The organism is Streptomyces sp. 3-6 (genome assembly GCF_056323165.1).
Window position 1 is genome coordinate 90,338 of the sequence record NZ_JBWHZP010000015.1, and the last position, 17,231, is coordinate 107,568.

Here is a 17,231-nt window from a genome sequence, read left to right on the forward strand (position 1 = left end):
CGAGCAGTACGGTACGCCTCGCCGTGCGGCAGGGGCCCGGGGCGGGGCCGCCGCGTCACCCCGGGTCCTGCGGCCCGGGCCGGGGCCCGTCCCCGCGGCGCCCTCCCTCCTCCATGGACGTGGCTCGCTGCGCTCCATAAGGTGGCGATCTCTTGACGGGGGGAGCGCACGTGAACGGCAATCCGCTGTACCACTGGGCAGCACTGGCGGTGGCCACGGTGCTCGTGCTGCCGATACCGGTGGCCTTGCTGACGGGATGGTGGACACCGCCCTGGATCGCGGAGGGGCAGCGGGCCGGAATGCGGCTCCGGGCCTACGGGACGCTCTGCATCTACGGGCTCATGCTCGTCAACGGCCTCCCCCGCATCGCCGACGCCTCCCTGGAGACGATGATGGCCTGGATGTATGTGGGCTTCGGATGCATCGCGGCAGCCGCCGTCCTGTTCCTGCTCGCCGAGCGGAAGGACGCCGGTGAGCGCCGTGCCGGGAAGGCCCCGGCAGCCGACCGGACGTCATGAGCCACCGAGCACCACCAGTTGCCGCGTCGCCCGCGTCATCGCCACGTAGTGGTCCACCGCTCCCGAGATGCCGGCGCCGGACGGGGACGCACCGTCGGCACTCCCGCCGGTGTCGGTGTCCGCGCCGAAGCGCTCCGGGGCGACCAGGACGACGAGGTCGAACTCCAGCCCCTTGGACAGTTCCGGGGTCAGGAACCGCACCCGCTCCGTCGCGCGCCTGTCCCCGGCCGGGGTGCCGATGACGCAGGCCGTGCCCTCGGGGTGGGTGGCGAGCCAGGTGTCCAGGGTGGCGTCGAGGTCGGCGACACTGCCGTGGGTGACGGGGATGCCGGTGCTGCGGACGGAGGTCGGCACGTTGGCGTCCGGGAGCACGGCGCGGATCACCGGCTCCGCCTCCGTCATGATCTCCTCCGGGGTGCGGTAGTTGACGGTGAGGGAGGCAAGGCGGACGCGGTCGAGGCCGACGCGTTCGAGGCGTTCCCGCCAGGACTCGGTGAAGCCGTGCCGGGCCTGGGCGCGGTCGCCGACGACGGTGAAGCTGCGAGACGGGCAGCGCAGCAACAGCATCTGCCATTCCGCGTCGGTGAGTTCCTGTGCCTCGTCCACCACGATGTGCGCGAAGGGTCCGGCGAGCAGGTCCGGGGTGGCGGTGGGCAGTTCGGAGGTGTCGACGAGGCTGACGTCGGCGCCCTGGCCGCGGAGCATGATGACGAGCCCCTCCCCGTCGTCCAGGTCGGCACCGGAGTGGGCGGTGGCCTCGACGAGGTTGTCGACGACCTGGTTCATGCGCTCGCGCTGGGCGGCGAGGGCGGCCTGCTGCCGGCGGGCGCGCCGGTCCGACTCGGGGTCGCCGAGGCGGTGCCGGGCCGCGTCCAGGAGGGGCAGGTCGGACACGGTCCAGGCGCGGGGGTCGGCGCGCTGGAGCCTCTTCACCTCGTCCGGGCCGAGCCACGGGGCGCACAGGCGCAGGTAGGCCGGTACCGACCAGAGGTCGGAGACGAGGTCGGCCGCGTCGAGGAGGGGCCAGGCGTTGTTGAGGGCGGTGGCCAGTTCCCTGTTCTGCCGGAGCGCCCTGCGCAGCAGTTCCGGGGAGACCCCGCCGCCCCGGTCCGGGGCGTCGCCCGCCGGGTCGTCGGGGTCGTGCTGGTCGACGATGATCGTGAACAGTTCCTCCCGGATCTGCTCCCGGGCCTCGTTGTGCGGGGTGCCCGGTTCCACGGCCGCGAAGGCCGCCTCCCAGTCGGCGGGGGTGAGCCGCACCTCGGACCAGGGCGTGGTCACCGTCGACGCCTCGGTGGGCGGGTCCTCGTAGAAGCGGACGGCGGTGTCGATCGCCCGCACCATGTCGGCGGACGCCTTCAGCCGGGCCACCTCCGGGTCGGACTCCGGTACGGCGTCGGCCCCCTCGTCCACGAGGTCCCGCAGGATGCACGTCTGCACGCCCTCCTCGCCGAGGCTGGGCAGTACGTCGGAGACGTAGTCCAGGTACGGGCGGTGCGGGCCGACGAACAGCACGCCGCCCCGGCGCCGGCCCAGCCGGGGGTCGGCGTGCAGGAGGTAGGCGGAACGGTGCAGGGCGACGACGGTCTTCCCGGTCCCCGGCCCGCCGTCCACGACGAGGGTGCCCCGCGAACCGGCCCGGATGACGGCGTCCTGGTCCGCCTGGATGGTGCCGAGCACGTCCCGCATCCGGGGCGAACGGGTGCTGCCCAGGCTCGCGATGAACGCCGACTGGTCGTCCAGGGAGGCGGCGTGCCCGGTGAGGCCGTCCGCCGTGAACACCTCGTCCCAGTAGTCGCTGACCCGCCCCCCGGACCACCGGTACCGGCGGCGGCTGGCCAGCCCCATCGGGTCGGCGTGCGTGGCCCCGAAGAACGGTTCGGCCGCCGGGCTGCGCCAGTCGACGAGGAGGCGGCGGCCGGTGCTGTCGGTGAGGCCGAGGCGGCCCACGTAGACGGGGTCGGTACCGTCGTCGGCGACCATGCGCCCCAGGCAGAGGTCGAGGCCGAAGCGGCGCAGTGTGCGCAGGCGGCCGGTCAGGCGGTGGATCTCGGCGTCCCGGTCCATGGCGTGCCGGCCGAGGCCGCCGGGCGCCCTGCGTTCGGCGTCGAGACGGGCGGTCAGCTCGGCGATCGTCTCCTCCAGGCAGGCCGCGATCGCGGCGAAGTGCGCCTCGTCGGCCGCGATCAGTGCGGGGTCGGCCTTGGCGGCGAGCCGTTCCGGAAGGCCGAAGGCCCCGGCTCCGGTTCCGACCCCGGCCCCGGCCGCATCGCCCGCGCCGTATCCGGACAGTGTCGTACTCATCACGCGAACCACCCTTTTCCGCAGCTTCCTGGCCCAGGCCGGAGATTCTGCGACACAAGGGGGGCCTTGCCGCAAGCCCCCCAGTGCGCTATACGTTGAGAGTGGCGGGCAGTGCGTGACCAGCCACCCACCGCGCTCGGACCCTCCTGTTCAGGCCCGCACGCCCCCTTCCCCCGGTTCCTCACCCTGTTCCTGGCTGTCGAGGTTCCTGGCTGTCGAGGCCGCAGGGTCACGCGCCGCCTCCTTCCCGGCCCGTAGCCGAACGAGAGCAAGCCGATCGCTCCCGGGCCCCGCGCCCGCCCCTACGGCACCGCGCCCGCACCGGGAGTGCCGGAACGGCCACCACTCCCGCCCGGCGGGCCGACCGGCACCTCCGCCCAGACCGTCTTGCCCACGGTCTCCCGAGGAGTCCAGCCCCAGCGCCGGCTCAGCGCGTCCACCAGGAGCAGCCCCCGCCCCGACTCCCCGTCGGGGCAGGACGAAGGCGCCGTCTCCGGTGGCCTCTTCGCCGTCGCCGCGTCCGACACCTCGATCCGCACCAGGCCCGACGTCCCGTCGTACTCGACACGGAGCCCGAGTTCCCGCCCTGGCACGCTGCCGTGTCGGACCGCGTTCGTGGCCAGCTCGGCGACGACGAGCGCGACGGCACCGGACGCGTCCGACTCCGGGGGGTGGCCCCACTCTTCCAAGCGCCGTACGGCGAGACGCCGGGCGGCGCGTGCGCCGCGCGCCGTCGAGGGCAACTGCATGCTGAGAGCGCGGCGTTCGATGCCGTCCCTCGTTCCTGTGAGCACGTGCTGTCCGTCCTTGTGGTGCATCGAGATCCGTGACGCCTCACAGGGTGAGTACGTCATCACGTTCCGTGCCCAAGAGTGGCCGCCGAGCCCTACGCTCAAAAGGGGGCGCAGCCTTACCTTTCGGCTCGTAAGGAACGGAAGTGACACCTTGGCCAAAGGAATTGATCCGCACTCGTCCATGGCCGCGCTGTTCGGCTCCCGGGTGCGCAAGCTGCGCACGGCGGCGGGCCTGACCCAGGCCGAACTCGGCGCCCGCACCCACGTGGTGAGCACGCGGATCACCCAGATCGAACGGGCGTCAGGCGCTCGGCCGACGCTGGCGCTGACGCAGGCGCTGGACACGGCGCTCGGGGCGGACGGACTGCTGGTCGACTTGTGGCCGTACGTCTACCGGGAGGCGTTCCCGGACTGGTCGCGCTCGTTCATCGAACTTTCGGAGCGAGCCGAGGACATCGGGCAATACGCGGCACACCTGGTGCCAGGTCTCCTCCAGACCGAGGCATACGCGCGAGCCGTTCTGCGCGTCGGTCTGACGCTCAAAAGTGACGAGCAACTCGAGGAGAGGCTCAAGGCCCGTCTGACTCGGCAGGTACGTCTCAGCGCACCCGATCGGCCCGCGCTGTGGGTCGTTCTCGACGAAGCGGTCCTACGGCGCCCGATCGGAGGGCGTGTTGTCATGCGCGAACAGCTGGAACGGCTGCTCAGCGCGGCGGACGAACCACACATCACGCTGCAGGTATTGCCCTTCGACCAGGGGGAACACGACGCGATGGGCGGCTCACTGACCATCCTCCGGCTTCCCGGTGCCACCGACGTCGTCTACACCGAGGGGGCGCACTACGGCCAACTTGTCGAAGAACCGTCCGAGGTCGCGAAGTTCAGTCTGACTTACGATCGGCTCAGGGCAGCAGCTCTGCCCCCGCTCATGTCGCTCGACATGATCCGATCCGTGATGGAGGACAACCACCGTGGAGCGAACGTCCCGTCCCGATCTGAACGGCGCAGAGTGGCGCAAGAGCAGCTACAGCAATCAGGAAGGGGGCGACTGCGTCGAGGTGGCCGATGGGGTCCCCGGCCTCGCCCCCGTCCGTGACAGCAAGGACGTGAACGGTCACGTACTGACCTTCCGAACGGGAGCGTGGGCCACGTTCATAGGCGCCCTGAAGACCGCACGCCCGCTGGGCTGAATCAGCCCTCCGAAGGGAGCCCGCGTGACACGCACGTTCCGACCCGACCCGAACGTCACAGGATGGCGCAAGAGCAGCCACAGCAACCAGGAGGGTGGCAACTGCGTCGAGGTGGCCGATGGGGTCCCCGGCCTCGCCCCCGTCCGTGACAGCAAGGACGCGAACGGTCACGTACTGACCTTCCGAACGGGAGCGTGGGCCACGTTCATAGGCGCCCTGAAGACCGCACGCCCGCTGGGCTGAATCAGCCCTCCGAAGGGAGCCCGCGTGTCGCGCACGTCCCGTCCCGAACTGAACGGCGCAGAGTGGCGCAAGAGCAGCTACAGCAACCAGGCGGGCGGCGACTGCGTCGAGGTGGCCACCGGCGCCCCCGGCCTCGCCCCCGTCCGTGACAGCAAGGCACCGCACGGCCCCGTGATCACCTTCCGAGCCCCCACCTGGGTGGCCTTCATTGGTGAGTTGAAGGCCGGTCGCCACCGGAGGTGAGGCGGCCGGGTGCCGGTAGCGCACCGTTTCCCCGGCCCGCCGGTCCCTCGTTCGCGAGGGGGCGGTGGGCCACTCGACTACCAAAGAACCGGGGGAAAGAACTACCCACCCGCCCACCCTCCCGGCTGCGTCACCCGTCCGGGTGACCGGCTTGCCTGGGCGGGTCACGGACCGTTACGTTCGCGGCGACCAGAGTAATCAGAACGGCCCCCGGGCGGGACGGGCATCCCGAGCGAGGGCCTCACCACGCAGGAAGAAGAGACCTTCCCCATGGCTGACTCGCAGTCTAACGCGCCCCTGCGCGCGGACGCCGGACCTCCGGCCACCGGTGTGACCCACGTACGCACCCGCCTCACCGCCGAGTTCACGGTGCTCGCCAACGCCCTCGCCCAACGCCGGGGCAGCGCGGTCACGATCGGCGTCGCGGCCTACATCGCCTCCCTGCCCGACGGCGCCCCCGTCAGCATCAACGCCCTGTGCGGGCACTTCTCCGAGGGCGAGATCCTGATCTCGCGTGCGCTGCGGGAGTTGGAGAACGCCGGGTACCTGGAGCGGCGCCGGGTGCGTCTGCCCAGCGGCCACATCCGGACGCGGACGTTCTTCTACGACGTACCCGGCGGCCCTCCGACACCGGACGGGCCACCGGAACCGCCGAAGCCGTCCCGTCCCCGCAGGGCGGCACCGGTTCCGCCCTCCTCCGAGCCCGCGCCCCCGCCGGCCTCCGCCACGACGGTCCCGGCGCCTTCGCCACCGCCCACGCCGGATCAACCGGCCGCCACCACGCCACCGGCATCCCTGGCGGGCGCCGATCCCCGCGCGGTCGCGGTGCTCGCCTCGCTCCGCCGGGTGGACGCCCGGCTCGTCCTGTCCGCGCAGGAAGCGGCACGCCTGGCACCGGCGGTCACCCAGTGGCTGGCCGCGGGCGTGGGGGCCACCCAGATCACCGAGCGGCTGACGGCCGGTCTCCCCGATCACTTCCGTGCCCGACCGGCGAGCGTCCTGGCCTTCCGTCTCCGCGAAACGCCGCTGCCCGCACCGCCCCGGCCCGCTCACCCCGTGGAACGCGAACGCCCCGCAGCCGTCCTGCCGTTCCAGACCTGCGACGGCTGCGAACGGGCCTTCCGCGCCCCGGCCCCGGGCCGCTGCCGCGACTGCCGCCCGGCAGAGGCCATCCGTGCGGCGGCGGGGTGAGCGCGTGACCGTGGCCGGGTGAGGCGTCACGCGACACGACACCGGAACAGGTCGACGCGCTCTGCCCTGCGGCGGTGCGCCGTGCAGCCCGACGCCCGACACCCGGGCACGCACGGCGGTGCCCTACGGACGCGCCGTCTCCTCCCGCCGGGCCACCGACGGAGGGGCCGCAGGGGCCGCGACGAGGACGAGGAAGCCCGCGACGCCGTGGAAGAGCATGGCAGCAGAGGCGAAGACGCGGGTCCGGGCCCTGGTCGCCTCGTGGTATTCCGCCTCGGTGAGCCACACGCGTTCCGTGCGCTGTTCCGGCCTCTTCCAGTGGGTGTGGTAGTAGCGGCCGTTTCCGTCGGCTCGGGCGTCCTCGGCGGCGCCCCCCGTCAGCATGGCCAGCGCGAACACGACGAGCACCAGCACGTAAGCGCACCGGAGACCGGTCGGGAGGGTCCGGAGGAAGGCGAGGAGCGGCCTGACACCGATGCTCCTGCCCATGCCACCGCCGTCACGTCGCAGCAACGTCCGGGCACGTTCGGAGAAGATCGACCTCAGCAGCGCGGCGCCGAAGACGGGGATGGCCGCGGCGAAGACGGCGACGGCAGCCGTGGTGGGGACCTTGCCCGGCCCCGGCAGCCACGACACCAGGGTGATCAGCAGCCCCGCGACGCACAGGCCCCAGGCCAGCACGAAGTGGACGCGGCTCACCGGGCCCATGCTCGGTCCGGGCACCAGTTCCCCGCGTCCCACGCGCATTCCCCTCCCCCATGACGTCTCCCAAGGTCAGCCACCGTACCGGGACCGACGACGCGGGTCGGGCACAGCATGGGGCACGACAGCCCCGGTTCTCGGCGCGTGATCGGCCTATCGGTGAGACGTTATGGGTGAGACGTTTTCGCTGGGACGTTTTCGCTGAGACGTGGGATCGAGGATGCAGGCGGAACGGACGGGCACCCCGGGAAGAGGTGGCTGTGATGGACGAGCGCTCGGCACCGCCGGAAGGCACCGTGGAGGAGATCCGGAGCGGGACGATCTCCCGTCGCCTGAACTGGCTCCGCGCGGGAGTGATGGGGGCCAACGACGGCATCGTCTCCACCGCGGCCCTGGTCGTCGGCGTGGCCGGCGCCGCGGTGAGCAACAGCGCGCTGCTGGCCTCCGGCATCGCCGCGCTGGTGGCGGGGGCGCTGTCGATGGCGGTCGGCGAGTACGTCTCCGTGTCCAGTCAGCGTGACTCGCAGAAGGCGGAGCTGGCCGCCGAACGCCGCCTGCTGAAGGCCAACCCCTCCGCGGAGCTGAAGCAGCTCACGGGACTGATCCGGGAGCGCGGCATCGACCCCGACCTCGCCCGGCCCGTGGCCGTGCAGCTGACCAGGAAGGACGCGCTGGCCGCGCACGCCCGCCTCCACCTGGGCATCGACCCGCACGAGCTGGTCAATCCGTGGCACGCGGGACTGTCGTCGATGCTGGCCTTCCTCGTCGGCGGGCTGGTACCCCTGCTCGCGATCCTGCTCACACCGCGGCCCGTCGCCGTGCCGTCCACGGTCGGGGCCGTGCTCCTCGCCCTGATCGTGACCGGCTCGGTCTCCGCCCAGGTGGGCGGGGCGAGCAAGCGTCGGGCGGTGGCGCGGGTCGTCGTGGGCGGGCTGGCGGCCATGGCCGTCACGTACGGCATCGGCCTGCTGGTCGGCTCGCAGGTCTGACCCGGGGTGCCCGCGTGCCCCTGCGTGAGGGGGCGGAGGCGGGTCAGTCGTCCGAGGGAAGCCGGTCGTCGGAGGGGCTCCGGTCGTCCGACGGGCCCCGGTCGTCCGACGGGCCCCGACCGTCCGACGGGCCCCGACCGTCCGACGGGCCCCGGTCGTCCGAGGGGCTCCGGTCGTCCGAGGGGCGTTGCAGGAGGTGGGTGAACGCGTCCAGGTTGCGGGTCGACTCGCCGCGGGACACCCGCCAGGCGTACTCCTTGCGGATCGCGGAGGCGAAGCCCAGTTCCAGCAGGGTGTTGAAGCTGCCGTCGGCCGCCTCCAGGACCTGGCCGAGCAGGCGGTCCAGTTCCTCCGGGGTGACGGCGGGCAGCGGGAGGCGTCCGGTGACGTAGATGTCGCCGAGCGGGTCGACGGCGTAACTCACCCCGTACAGCTTGAGGTTGCGCTCCAGGAGCCAGCGGTGGACGCCCGCCTCGTTCTCGTCGGGGTGGCGGATGACGAAGGCGTTGAGGGAGAGCGTGTGACGGCCCGCGATCAGGGACAGCGTGGTCGACAGCTTGCGGGTGCCGGGCAGCTTCACGACGTACGTGCCGGACGCGGGGCTCTCCCATTCGAGCTCGGCGTCCTTCAGCACGTCCTCGATGACCCGGGACGCCCTCCGCTGCTCTGCTTCCGCGTGATCAGCCATGCAGCGAGCGTACGTGACGGCGGTGCGCCTGCGTCGCCGCCGCGTACACGTCGGCGGTGGCGGCGGCCGCGGTGTCCCAGCCGAAGGACTGGGCGTGCCGGGCGGCAGCCGCGCCCATCCGGTCGGCGAGGTGGGGGTCGTCGGCGAAGTCGCTCAGGACGCGGGCGTAGGCGGCGGGGTCGTGCCCCTGCACGAGGACGCCGGTGTGCCCGTCGCGCACCGCCACGGGGAGACCGCCGACCGCGGCGGCCAGCACCGGCGTACCGGCCGCCTGGGCCTCTATGGCGACCAGGCCGAACGACTCGCTGTAGGACGGCATGACCAGCACGCTCGCCGCCCGGAACCAGTCCGCGAGCTGCTCCTGCGCGACCGGCGGGCAGAACCGCACCACGTCGGCGATGCCCAGGCGCGCGGCCAGCTTCTGCAGCCCCTCCGGCTTGGCGAGGCCGCTGCCGCTGGGCCCGCCCACCACCGGGACGCAGATCCGGGAACGCAGCTCGGGACGCTCGCCGAGGAGGACGGCGACCGCCCGGAGCAGGACGTCGGGCGCCTTCAGGGGCTGTATGCGGCCCGCGAAGAGCGGGATCAGGGCGTCCTGCGGCAGCCCCAGCCGGGCCCGGGCGGCGGCGCGGGCGGCCGACGTCCCCACCCCCTCCACCACGCGGGGCTCACCGTGGGCTTTGGGGAACGGGCGGAAGCGGTCCAGGTTGACGCCGGGGTGGACGACGGCGACCTTGCCGGGGTCGGCCGCGTAGTGGCGGACCAGCTCGTCGGCCTCCTCGGCGGTGTTGGCGATCAGCCGGTCCGCGGCCTCGACGATCTGGGTCTCGCCGATGACCCGGGCCGCCGGTTCGGGGGTGTCACCGTCGGCGAGGTTGGCGTTCTTGACCTTGGCCATGGTGTGCATGGCGTGCACCAGGGGCACGCCCCAGCGCTGGGCGGCGAGCCAGCCGACGTGGCCGGAGAGCCAGTAGTGCGAGTGGACGAGGTCGTAGTAGCCGGGACGGTGGCCCGCCCACGCCTGCATCACGCCGTGCGTGAAGGCACACAGCTGGGCGGGCAGCTCCTCCTTGGCCAGCCCCTCGTAGGGGCCCGCGTCGACGTGCCGGACGAGGACACCGGGGGCCAGCTCGACGGTGGGCGGGAGGGCGGCGGTGGTCGCGCGCGTGAAGATCTCGACCTCGATGTTGATCGCGGCGAGGCGCTGCGCCAGTTCGACGATGTACACGTTCATGCCGCCGGCGTCACCGGTGCCCGGCTGGTGCAGCGGTGAGGTGTGCACGGAGAGCATCGCCACCCGGCGGGGCTGCCGACGGTGCAGCCGCAGCCGCGCGGGCACGGCCGCGGAGCGCCGCCCGAGCCTGCCGATGTACTGGCTCACGTGGCGGTCCTCCTCGGGCTGCGGGCATGGCGGGCACGGGTCGTACGACCCTCCGGGACTGGAACACCGGAGGAGGCCGTCCCATTTCCGGGTGACCTCCCCGGGAGCGGTCTTTGCCGAATCATTACCGTCGGTCGCTCAACCGTTCGAGGCGGGGAGGCGTGGGGCGGGGGTGGCAGACGTGGCAGGCGTTGCAGGGGTCGGATGGCCGACGGGACGCTCTGGGCGCGGGCGCGGACGTGGGCGGGGCGGGGTCGGTCGGCGAGGCCAGGGGCGCCTGTACGGCCGGCGCGGGTGCCGCACACGGTCGACGGCGGCCCGAAGGCGGCACGGGCCCGTGGGCACGGGGCCGTCGGCTGCCCGCCTACCCTCGTAGGCATGACCGCCCGCGCCGCCTCCCTGCCCGACGGGCGCTCCCCGGCGCGTCCCCGTCCGAGCCGGGGAGCGCACGTCGTCGGCACGGTGACGCGCGGCACCACCAACCCGAACCGGCTGCGCCGCATGGACCGCTGGATCGCCGCCACCCACGGTGCCGCCCTGCGCCGCGCCGCCGAACCCGTCGCCGTCGACCTCGGCTACGGGGCGGCCCCCTGGACCGCCGTGGAACTCCTGCACCGCCTGCGCACCGTGGCCCCCCGCACCCGCGTCACCGGCGTCGAGATCGAACCGGCCCGCGTCGCCGCCGCCCTGCCCTACCGGCAGGACGGGCTGGACTTCCGGCACGGCGGCTTCGAACTGCCGGTCCCCGGCCGCCCCGTGCTGGTCCGTGCGGCGAACGTACTGCGCCAGTACGACGAGGGCGAGGTCGCCGACGTGTGGCGGCGCCTGTGCGCGCGGCTCGCCCCGGCCGACCCGGCGACCGGCTCACCCGGCGGGCTGCTGGTCGAAGGCACCTGCGACGAGATCGGACGCCGTCACGTCTGGGTCGCCCTCGGCCCCGAAGGGCCCCGCACGGTCACTTTCGCGACCCGGCTCGGCTCCCTGGACCGCCCGTCCGACCTGGCGGAACGCCTGCCGAAGGCCCTCATCCACCGCAATGTGCCCGGCGAACCCGTGCACGCCTTCCTGCGCGACTTCGACCGCGCCTGGGCCGCCGCCGCGCCCTACGCCTCCTACGGCGCCCGCCAGCGCTGGATCCGGACGGTGCGGGACCTCACCGCGGACTGGCCGGTGACGGACGGGCCGAGGCGCTGGCGGCAGGGCGAGGTGACCGTGCGCTGGGAGGCCCTGGCCCCTCGGGGGTGACGACAGCGGAGGGCACAGGGCAGTGACAGGGCGACCGACGCCGGTTTCCCCTACGGGGCTACAGGGTGACCGACTCCGATTTCCACCACGGGATGACCGACCCCGACCCCGACGCCGATCCCGACAAAGCCTGGAGAAGTGACACCGTCACGTCCGGGAGACACCGACGCCGCCGCCGACGAGGACGCCGACGCCGAACCCCGACAAGGCCAGGAGACGTCGACGCCGACAGGGCCGCGCAACCGGGCAGAAAAGGGGGCAGCAGGCACCCCGGGAACGATCGACGTGAGCCGTTCGTCACATCGAGGGGCGGACCGGCATGCCCGGCGGGGCGGGACGGAAAGCATTCGGGCGGGGCGGCCCGCGGCGAGGGGCCGACGAGGTGCGGGGGCCGTGCTCACCACGGACCACCCCTGTTGCTCGGCGGGCCGACGTGGCAACATCCCCCCGACGACCGCACGTTACCGACGGTTAACAAGTTGGGGGAGTGAAGCATGGGCGCGGGGCCTGGCATGCGTTCGGGGAGGGGCAAGCAGGGGCTGATCACCGTGGCCGTGGCCGTGGTCTGCGCGGTCACCGTGCTCGCGGCACCGGGCACCGCGTACGCCGACCCCGCCCCGACACCCGCCCCCGGCGCGAGTGCGAGCGCCACGACTCCCGTCCCGCCCGCCTCCAACGCCGAACTCGAAGCCGTACGCAAGAAGCTGGACAAGCTCTACCGCGCGGCGGCCGTCGCCACCGACGAGTACAACGCCGCCGAGGAGAAGACGCAGGACCAGTCGGCGCAGATCGTCCAGTTGGCGAAGAAAATCGTCAAGGGCCGGGAGAAGCTGGACGAGTTGAAGCAACGCGCGGGCGCCGCCGCGGCGGCCCAGTACCGCGGCGGCGGACTCCCGCCCGAGGCGCACCTCATGCTGAGCGACGATCCCCAGGACTTCCTCGAAGGCGCCGGCCGGGTCCGTCAGGGCCAGCACGCGACGAAGGGCCTACTGGGCGAAATGAATCGCGCGCAGGCCGACTTGAAGCAGTACGCCCGCGACGCCGACGCCCAGTGGCGCAAGCTGGAGGCGGGCCGCAAGGCCAAGGCTGCCGCCCAGCGGAAGATCGAGAAGCAGATCGCGGCGGCCGAGAAGCTGGAGTCGGAGCTGAAGGCGGAGGAGAAGGAGCGTCTGGCCGGGCTGGAACGGCAGGCCGAACAGCAGGCGCAGGCCGCCTGGCTGGGCTCCGGGATTCTCGACGACATCACCGGGGAGGCGACCGCCCAGGGCAGGAAGGCCGTCGCCTACGCCACCGCCCAGATCGGCAAGCCGTACGTCTGGGGCGCCGAGGGCCCGGCGGCGTTCGACTGCTCCGGCCTCACGTCCCAGGCGTGGGCCGCGGCCGGCCGGGCCATACCCCGCACCTCGCAGGCCCAGTGGAAGCAGCTCACGCGCGTGGCCGTCAAGGACATGCGGCCCGGCGACCTCATCATCTACTTCGGTGACGCCAGCCACGTCGGCATGTACGTCGGCGACGGAACCATGGTGCACGCACCCCGGCCCGGCCGGTCGGTGACGCTCGCGGGCGCGGGTTCGATGCCGATCCTCGGCGTGGTACGCCCGGACCCCGGCACGAAGACGCCGGCCCCGGAGAAGAAGTCCGGGAAGACCCCCGACAGGGCCGCGGACAGGACCGCGGACAAGACCGCCGACAAGAAGACCGGGGCTCAGGGCACGTCCCGGGCCGAGGCGGAGAGCGACCCGAAGAAGGCGACGAACCGGGAGCAGGACGAGAAGAAGGCGACGGAGGCGAAGGAGGGGACGAAGGCGAAGGCCGGTTCGGACGAGAGCTGAAGCAGGGCCGCACTCCCCCACCCCCACCGCCGGCCAGCAGGAGGAAAGGTCACCGGGGCCGCCCGCCACACACCGGGAAGACCTCTACCTCCGGACGTACCGCCACAAGCCGGACCACGCCCCACCCCGCACCGTCGCCCGCCTCAACACCCCGGTGACGCAGGCCCTGTGACGCAGCACACGCCGGTCGGACCGCCTCCCGCCCGCTGACGTGACGTTCGTCATCCCGGCAGCATGCGCGAGCTGTCCAACTGCGGGCGAAAACGCGGCATATGACACTGGCTCTTGGCCGAACCGCGTGCGCCACACCATTCCGCTGCGGCGCCGCCACCCGCTATCGTCCCCGTTCGAAGGGGCTGCCCCTGCTCGCACGGAACCGAACCGTGCACCGGGGGGCGGGCCGAGAAGCCCGGCCCCGCACCACGCCCTCGGGGGGAGGGAAGGAACCCGGAACAATGCCCGCACCCGTACCGCGGCAGAGAGCGATCCCGGCCGCGGAAAGTGGTCAGGCGCCCGCCGCACCAGTGAACAGCGGCCCCATCCAGGACTCCTCGGAGTACCGGACAACGGGCCCGCGCACGGCGGACCGGTCCGCGACCACCGCGGCACAGCACGCGTCCGCGCCCGGCCGGCCGGCCGAGGCCCCCGCCCCCGCGCACCAGAACCAGAACCAGAACCTGACGCTGCTGCTGATCGAGGACGACCCGGCGGGTTCGGCGATCGTCCCGGACCTGCTCGACCAGGCCGGCAAGCCGATCCGCGTCCGCACCGCCCGCAACCTCACCGAGGCCGAGCGGCTGCTGACCGACGACGTGCACTGCATCCTGCTGGACCTGGCGCTGCCCGCGCCGGGCCGGGTGGGCGACGCCGACGACGAGCTGGCGGTCCTCAAGTACGTCCTGGAGCTCGCGCCCCGGCACGCCGTGCTCGCGCTGACCGCGTCCGGCGACGCCGAGCGCGGCGCGGAGGCGGTGCGCGTGGGCGCCCAGGACTACCTCTTCCGCGACGAGCTGGACGGCAGGCTGCTGAGCCGCGCGATCCGCTACGCGGTGGAGCGCAAGCGCTCCGACTCCGCGGAGCGACGGCTCGCCGAGGGCAGGCTGCGCGCGCAGGAGAACGCCCGGCTGGAGCGCGGCCTGCTGCCGACCCCGCTGCTGGACGGCTCGCCGCTGCGCTTCGCCGCCCGCTACCGCCCCGGCCGCTCGCGTGCCCTGCTCGGCGGCGACTTCTACGACGTCGTCCGCACCCCCGACGGCACCGTGCACGCCATGATCGGGGACGTCTGCGGCCACGGCCCCGACGAGGCGGCGCTCGGCGTGGAGCTGCGCATCGCCTGGCGGGCCCTCACGCTGGCCGGGCTGTGCGGGGACGAGCTGCTGGGGACGCTCCAGCAGGTGCTGGAGCACGAACGCGCCGACGACGAGATCTTCGCGACCCTCTGCACGGTCGACATCGCACCGGACGGCCGCCGGGCGGGCCTCTGCCTCGCCGGACACCCGTCGCCGCTGCTGCTCCGCCCCGGCTCCCCCGCGCGGCTGCTGCCCTTCGACAACAACGGTCCGGCCCTCGGCCTGCTGCCCGGCGCCCGCTGGCCGCGGACCCAGGTGGAGCTGGGCGGGGAGTGGAGCCTGATGCTCTACACCGACGGCCTGATCGAGGGCCGCGTCGGCGAGGGCGGGGAACGGCTCGGTCAGGACGGCATGGTCGAGATGGTCCGCCGCCAGCTCTCCGAGGGCCTGCGCGGCGAGGAACTGCTGCGGGCGGCGGTCAACGAGGTACGGGACCTCAACGGCGGCGACCTGACGGACGACGTCGCCGTCCTGCTCCTGGACCGCACCGGCTGACGGCCACCACCTGCGGCCCCGCGCCCGCCAACGGCCCCGGCCTGCTCGGCCGGCGCGCGACGAGGACGCCCCGGCACAGCCGGTTGATGGCTGCCGGCTGCCGGCTGCTGGCTGAGCTGTCGACTGTCGACTCTCGGCAATCCGGACTACAGGCCGCCGTGGGCCACAATCACCGGCAGCCGTAGGGCGTCGGCCACCGCAGGTTGTGTCGGGATCACCGGCCGCCGTTGTACGGACCGTAGGGTCCGTCGCTGCTCGATCCCCCGTACTTGCGGCCGCCGCCGGACAGACCGCGCAGGGCGGGCCGCACGTCGACCATGTACACGATGGTCGCGATGAGACCGATGATCGGCAGCAGCGACAGGATGTCGAAGATCAGGTTCACCACGAAGGCGAGGCCCAGGATGATCAGCCAGAACGGCTTGGTCTTCTTGTCCGCGGCGCGGTAGGCGTCCTCACGGCGCACGGCGGCGTCGATCAGCGCGAAGCCGCTGAACACGATCAGGGCCATGCTCAGCAGCCACATGAACCCCGCGAAGCCCTGCATCAGCACTACGTCCACCACCCGACTCGGCTCGTCCTTACGCGGTCACCGTACCCGCAACCGCCGGCCGGCTATCCGGAGAACGGGCCGGACACCGCAAAGGTGCCCGGCCCGCCGGACCGACGGTGCGGCCGGCCGTGCGGCCGTCCGCTCACTTGGCGGGCGGAGTCGTCCGCTTCGCCGTGCTCTTGCGGGCCGGGGCCTTCTTCGCGGCGGCCTTCTTCTCCGCGGCGGCAGCGGCCGAGGCGGGCGTCGCCACCGGCGTCTCGGCCGGGGCGGCGGCGGGCTTGTCGTCCTTGACCTCGACCGGCGTGGGCGTGGACGTGGGCTCGGCCTTCGGCTCCACGGCGACCGCGATGTCCTCGATGGTCTCGGCGGTCTCGCCGCGCCAGGTCTTCACGGCCTGCTCGCCGTGCTCGGCGACCTTCTCGTAGGTCTCCCGGGCCTTGACCGCGTACTCGGCGGCCACGCCCACCCCGCGCAGCGCGAGGTCCTGGGCGTTCTCACCCAGCTTCTTCAGGTCGGTGTCGAGGGAACCGAAGAACTCGTTGACCTTGGCCTGGAGGGTCTCCTGGGTCTCCTTGACCCGGTGGCCGGCCTTCTCCTGCACGGCCTTGGGGTCGGTGTTGCGCACGGCCTCGAACCGCGCGGGCGCCTCAGCGCGCAGCTGCTCCACCAGGGCGGGCACCTTCCGGGCCTGCTGCAGCGCCAGGTCGGCGGTGCCGGCGGCGAAGTAGAGCGGGGTCGGGTTGCTGAGGGACTTGCGCAGGTCGTCGGTGATGGCCATGGTGAGGGTCCTCCCGGATGTCGTTGTCGGCTGAGGGTTGGTGTGGTCCGCGGCGGACGGCCGGTGCCCTGGTCCGGCTCAGCCGGCCGTCTGCTGCGGACCGCTGTCACTGCCGCCGGCCTTGCGGGGCCGGCGCTCGGCGGAGGTACCGCCCTTGCTGGTGGAACCGCGCCGCCCGGCGGACTTCCCGCCGTCGGCCGCACGGCTCCGACGTATCGACTCGGCACCGCCGTCGGTCCCGCCGGCCCCGTCGACCCCACCAGGGTCGACGGTGTCGGCTGTGTCGTCGGCGCCCACGGCGACCCGGCTCCCGAGCCCGTCGGCCCCGGTCACCCCTGTCGCCTCGCCGTCCTCGGCGCCGCCGAACCCGTTCTCCTTGCGGAAGGACTCGTAGATCTGCAGCAGCACCTGCTTCTGACGCTCGGTGAGCGTGGGATCGGCGAGCAGCACGGCCCGCGTCTCCACCTCGTCCCGGTCCCGCTCGGCGTCGAGGATCCCGGCCCGCACGTACAACGTCTCGGCGGAGATCCGCAGCGCCTTCGCGACCTGCTGCAACACCTCCGCGCTCGGCTTGCGCAGCCCGCGCTCGATCTGGCTCAGGTACGGATTGGACACCCCGGCGGCATCCGCGAGCTGCCGCAGCGACAACTGCGCGCTACGGCGCTGCTCCCGCAGGTACTCACCGAGATTGCCGACGTTGAGCGATGCCATGCCCCCACTGTCGCGCACAGCGCTA

16 protein-coding genes and 2 pseudogenes are annotated in these 17,231 nt (G+C 73.0%); 10 read left to right on the plus strand and 8 right to left on the minus strand.

Features of this window, described 5'->3' with window-relative positions; translation table 11 throughout:
* Positions 1–170 precede the first annotated feature (170 nt).
* On the plus strand, positions 171–518 hold the full coding sequence (locus tag AC02VZ_RS19825) for a hypothetical protein (RefSeq protein WP_476476012.1): 348 nt from the start codon (positions 171–173) through the stop codon (positions 516–518).
* Here the strand turns inward: AC02VZ_RS19825 and helR are convergent.
* Positions 513–2,822, minus strand: coding sequence for an RNA polymerase recycling motor ATPase HelR (gene helR, locus AC02VZ_RS19830; RefSeq protein WP_476476013.1), 2,310 nt, complete (start codon positions 2,820–2,822; stop codon positions 513–515). The genes AC02VZ_RS19825 and helR overlap by 6 nt on opposite strands.
* Before the next feature lie 302 nt (positions 2,823–3,124).
* Positions 3,125–3,616: an ATP-binding protein gene (locus tag AC02VZ_RS19835; RefSeq protein WP_476476014.1), complete on the minus strand. Its 492-nt coding sequence runs from the start codon at positions 3,614–3,616 to the stop codon at positions 3,125–3,127.
* Between the two features lie 181 nt (positions 3,617–3,797).
* On the opposite strand from AC02VZ_RS19835, the gene AC02VZ_RS19840 reads away from it, so the two are divergent.
* The 5 genes from AC02VZ_RS19840 to AC02VZ_RS19860 all read left to right on the plus strand — a co-directional run bounded on the left by AC02VZ_RS19840 (position 3,798) and on the right by AC02VZ_RS19860 (position 6,483).
* Entirely contained in the window at positions 3,798–4,712 is a 915-nt protein-coding gene (locus AC02VZ_RS19840) for a helix-turn-helix domain-containing protein (RefSeq protein WP_432054775.1), read from the plus strand.
* Positions 4,675–4,806 (plus strand): DUF397 domain-containing protein, encoded by a 132-nt coding sequence (locus AC02VZ_RS19845; protein WP_432054776.1) that lies wholly within the window; start codon positions 4,675–4,677, stop codon positions 4,804–4,806. The genes AC02VZ_RS19840 and AC02VZ_RS19845 overlap by 38 nt, the downstream gene beginning before the upstream one ends.
* 24 nt (positions 4,807–4,830) lie before the next feature.
* Positions 4,831–5,049, plus strand: a complete 219-nt coding sequence (locus tag AC02VZ_RS19850; protein ID WP_432054777.1) for a DUF397 domain-containing protein — start codon at positions 4,831–4,833, stop codon at positions 5,047–5,049.
* 24 nt (positions 5,050–5,073) lie between these two features.
* Entirely contained in the window at positions 5,074–5,292 is a 219-nt protein-coding gene (locus AC02VZ_RS19855; RefSeq protein ID WP_432054778.1) for a DUF397 domain-containing protein, read from the plus strand.
* 270 nt (positions 5,293–5,562) lie between these two features.
* Positions 5,563–6,483: a hypothetical protein gene (locus tag AC02VZ_RS19860; protein WP_476476015.1), complete on the plus strand. Its 921-nt coding sequence runs from the start codon at positions 5,563–5,565 to the stop codon at positions 6,481–6,483.
* Between the two features lie 123 nt (positions 6,484–6,606).
* Here AC02VZ_RS19860 and AC02VZ_RS19865 read toward each other — a convergent pair whose 3' ends face one another.
* Positions 6,607–7,182 (minus strand): hypothetical protein, encoded by a 576-nt coding sequence (locus AC02VZ_RS19865; protein WP_476476016.1) that lies wholly within the window; start codon positions 7,180–7,182, stop codon positions 6,607–6,609.
* Between the two features lie 266 nt (positions 7,183–7,448).
* Here AC02VZ_RS19865 and AC02VZ_RS19870 point away from each other — a divergent pair, with 266 nt between their 5' ends.
* Entirely contained in the window at positions 7,449–8,174 is a 726-nt protein-coding gene (locus tag AC02VZ_RS19870) for a VIT1/CCC1 transporter family protein (RefSeq protein ID WP_432054781.1), read from the plus strand.
* A gap of 163 nt (positions 8,175–8,337) precedes the next feature.
* On the opposite strand, the pseudogene AC02VZ_RS19875 reads toward AC02VZ_RS19870, so the two are convergent.
* Positions 8,338–8,862 (minus strand): annotated as a pseudogene (locus AC02VZ_RS19875) (type III secretion system chaperone family protein); the annotation flags it as partial.
* Positions 8,855–10,243, minus strand: a complete 1,389-nt coding sequence (gene mshA, locus AC02VZ_RS19880) for a D-inositol-3-phosphate glycosyltransferase (protein ID WP_432054783.1) — start codon at positions 10,241–10,243, stop codon at positions 8,855–8,857. The gene mshA and the pseudogene AC02VZ_RS19875, both read right to left, overlap by 8 nt.
* Positions 10,244–10,744: 501 nt before the next feature.
* Here mshA and AC02VZ_RS19885 point away from each other — a divergent pair.
* The 3 genes and pseudogenes from AC02VZ_RS19885 (at position 10,745) to AC02VZ_RS19895 (ending at position 15,164) form a co-directional block, all read left to right on the plus strand.
* On the plus strand, positions 10,745–11,488 hold the full coding sequence (locus tag AC02VZ_RS19885) for a class I SAM-dependent methyltransferase (protein WP_476476052.1): 744 nt from the start codon (positions 10,745–10,747) through the stop codon (positions 11,486–11,488).
* 512 nt (positions 11,489–12,000) lie between these two features.
* Positions 12,001–13,095: pseudogene (locus tag AC02VZ_RS19890) on the plus strand (C40 family peptidase); the annotation flags it as partial.
* Positions 13,096–13,775: 680 nt separating this feature from the next.
* Positions 13,776–15,164: a PP2C family protein-serine/threonine phosphatase gene (locus tag AC02VZ_RS19895; RefSeq protein ID WP_476476017.1), complete on the plus strand. Its 1,389-nt coding sequence runs from the start codon at positions 13,776–13,778 to the stop codon at positions 15,162–15,164.
* A 214-nt stretch (positions 15,165–15,378) separates the two neighbouring features.
* Here the strand turns inward: AC02VZ_RS19895 and AC02VZ_RS19900 are convergent, their stop codons facing one another.
* From AC02VZ_RS19900 to AC02VZ_RS19910, 3 genes are all read right to left on the minus strand, one after another.
* A complete protein-coding gene (locus AC02VZ_RS19900; RefSeq protein WP_432054852.1) occupies positions 15,379–15,711 on the minus strand; it encodes a DUF2516 family protein in 333 nt (110 codons plus the stop codon).
* A 148-nt stretch (positions 15,712–15,859) separates the two neighbouring features.
* A complete protein-coding gene (locus AC02VZ_RS19905; RefSeq protein ID WP_432054786.1) occupies positions 15,860–16,495 on the minus strand; it encodes a hypothetical protein in 636 nt (211 codons plus the stop codon).
* A 78-nt stretch (positions 16,496–16,573) separates the two neighbouring features.
* On the minus strand, positions 16,574–17,206 hold the full coding sequence (locus tag AC02VZ_RS19910; protein ID WP_476476018.1) for a helix-turn-helix domain-containing protein: 633 nt from the start codon (positions 17,204–17,206) through the stop codon (positions 16,574–16,576).
* Positions 17,207–17,231: the final 25 nt, after the last annotated feature.

Bases quoted from the DNA above. Each gene is read 5' to 3' on its own strand.
- helR (WP_476476013.1), bottom strand. From the start codon at position 2,822: ATGAGTACGACACTGTCCGGATACGGCGCGGGCGATGCGGCCGGGGCC.
- AC02VZ_RS19840 (WP_432054775.1), top strand. From the start codon at position 3,798: ATGGCCGCGCTGTTCGGCTCCCGGGTGCGCAAGCTGCGCACGGCGGCG.
- AC02VZ_RS19860 (WP_476476015.1), top strand. From the start codon at position 5,563: ATGGCTGACTCGCAGTCTAACGCGCCCCTGCGCGCGGACGCCGGACCT.
- AC02VZ_RS19870 (WP_432054781.1), top strand. From the start codon at position 7,449: ATGGACGAGCGCTCGGCACCGCCGGAAGGCACCGTGGAGGAGATCCGG.
- AC02VZ_RS19885 (WP_476476052.1), top strand. From the start codon at position 10,745: ATGGACCGCTGGATCGCCGCCACCCACGGTGCCGCCCTGCGCCGCGCC.
- AC02VZ_RS19895 (WP_476476017.1), top strand. From the start codon at position 13,776: ATGCCCGCACCCGTACCGCGGCAGAGAGCGATCCCGGCCGCGGAAAGT.
- AC02VZ_RS19900 (WP_432054852.1), bottom strand. From the start codon at position 15,711: ATGCAGGGCTTCGCGGGGTTCATGTGGCTGCTGAGCATGGCCCTGATC.
- AC02VZ_RS19905 (WP_432054786.1), bottom strand. From the start codon at position 16,495: ATGGCCATCACCGACGACCTGCGCAAGTCCCTCAGCAACCCGACCCCG.
- AC02VZ_RS19910 (WP_476476018.1), bottom strand. From the start codon at position 17,206: ATGGCATCGCTCAACGTCGGCAATCTCGGTGAGTACCTGCGGGAGCAG.